Origin of the sequence: Streptomyces sp. NPDC007856 (assembly GCF_042868225.1) — a bacterium.
Lineage (GTDB): Bacteria > Actinomycetota > Actinomycetes > Streptomycetales > Streptomycetaceae > Streptomyces.
Map to the genome: position 1 here is coordinate 1 of NZ_JBIAEC010000098.1, position 2169 is coordinate 2169.

The following is a 2169-nucleotide window of genomic DNA, read 5'->3' on the forward strand; positions in this document are numbered from 1 at the left end:
TGAAGCCGTAAAGAATCAAGGTGCTGCTTTACATGGGCGGGCTCGTTGTCAGGGTATGGCGGTTCCGGAGGAGATCTGTTCCCAACTCCAATGCAGGTTCTCGGTGTTGTTGCCGCATTTGAACGAGCGGCAACGACGGCTGGCCCTGGCTACCGAGGCCCGGCTGCTCGGGCACGGCGGCATACGGGCGGTGGCGCGAATCGCGCAGGTCAGCGAGACGACCGTGCGTCGTGGAGTATCGGAGCTGGAAGCGGGGGCCGGGCCGCTGCCGGACGGCCGGGTGCGTGCACCGGGCGGAGGTCGCAAGCGGGCCGAAGCCAACGATCCTGTCCTACTCAAAGCCTTGTTGGGCCTGGTCGAGCCGGACGAGCGGGGAGATCCTCAGTCTCCGCTGCGGTGGACGACGAAGTCGCTGCGGAACCTGGCCGAGGAGCTGACCCGGCGGGGGCACCCGGTGTCCGCGCCGACGGTGGGTCGGCTGCTCAAGCAGGAGGGCTTCAGCCTGCAGGCGAACGTCAAGACCCTCGAGGGTGCCCAGCATCCTGACCGGGATGCCCAGTTCCGCTACATCAACGAGCAAGTCAAGCAGCATCAGGCCGACGGCGAGCCGGTGATCAGCGTGGACACGAAGAAGCGGGAGCAGATCGGACGGCTGCCCATGGCCGGCCGTGAGTGGCGGCCCAGGGGCGAGCCGGTCGAGGTGGAGGACCATCACTTCTTCTTCAGCGGCCCGGACGTACAGCAGGCGATCCCATACGGGATCTACGACATCGCCCGCAATACCGGCTGGGTCAACGTCGGTGTCGACCACGACACGTCGGTCTTCGCAGTCGAGTCCATCCGCCGCTGGTGGCGCTGTCGCGGCAGCCTCGACTACCCGAAAGCGTCACGGCTACTGATCACCTCGGACGCGGGCGGCTCCAACGGCTACCGCTACCGGGTCTGGAAGAGCGAATTGGCTGCCCTGGCCGCCGAGACGGGCCTGAGCATCACGGTGTGTCACTTTCCTCCGGGCACAAGCAAGTGGAACAAAATCGAGCACCGGCTGTTCTCCCACATCACCCACAACTGGCGCGGCAGGCCGCTGACCAGCCACGAAGTCGTTATCGAGACGATCGCCGCCACCCGCACCCGGGCCGGGCTGCACGTCGAGGCCCACCTGGATCCCGGTGACTACCCCACCGGCATCGCGATCAGCAAGGATCGCTTCGCCGCGCTGCCGCTGGTCCGGCACGAGGTTCACGGCCAGTGGAACTACACCCTGCTGCCCGAAGCCTCCGCGCCACAGGTGTCGCCCGTCGGCGAGGCACACGGCGTCGCCGACCGCCGCCGCGAACTTCTCACCCGTCTCGCGGACCCACGCCTGACCGGGCTGAGTACTACGGAACTCGCTACCCTATGCGCCGAGTTGGCCCCGCTGCAGGCCGCCCGGGCCCGGGAACGTTACAGCGAGCAACGCGGCGGACGCGCCCGGCGCGCCACCGGCAATCAGCGGGCCAAGCCGCTGTTCGACGACACGGCCCGGGTGATGCTCACCCTCCTCTACCAGCGGCAGGTGTGCTCGATGAAGCTGCTGGGCGACATGCTGGAGGTGACCCCCACCTGCATCGGCCACCTCGTCGCCGAGACCCGCCGGGTCCTGGAGGACCACGGCCACCAGCCCGGATACGCCTCCAGCCGGTTCACCACGGCGGACGTGCTGATGTCCTTCCTCGACACCGACAAGACCCCGCTGCGGACCCGGATCATGGAGAGCCTGTCCCACCCGAGGCTTCTCGGTATGTCCCGCGCGGACCTGGATGCACTCACCTGCCGTCTCGCCCCTCGCCAGGTCGCCCAGGCCGAACGGGCCTCCTACCAGCGCCGGGGCGCCGATCGGCAGCCAGGCAGCCGCGGCGGCGTCTTCCCACAGAAGCTCGGCGACACAGAACGCGTCGTCGTCGCCATCCTCTATCTGCGGAAACTGTGCACCCTGGACGTACTCGCCGACGCGCTGGGGGACGTGAGCAGGTCCTCGATCGGGAACGTCGTCCGCGAGATCCGGCCCCTGCTTGCAGAAGCCGGACGCCTCCCGCCCCCGGCCACGACCCGCTACCGCACCGCCCCCGATCTCCTTGCCGCCTCGCATGAAGAAACCGACACACCGACAGGTTGATTCTTTACGGCTTC

1 protein-coding gene is annotated in these 2169 nt (G+C 68.0%); it reads left to right on the forward strand.

Translation table 11 applies throughout. The features are described 5' to 3' along the window. Positions 1-55: 55 nt before the first annotated feature. Entirely contained in the window at positions 56-2155 is a 2100-nt protein-coding gene (locus tag ACFYOH_RS44705; protein WP_388638095.1) for an ISAzo13 family transposase, read from the forward strand. Positions 2156-2169 lie beyond the last annotated feature (14 nt).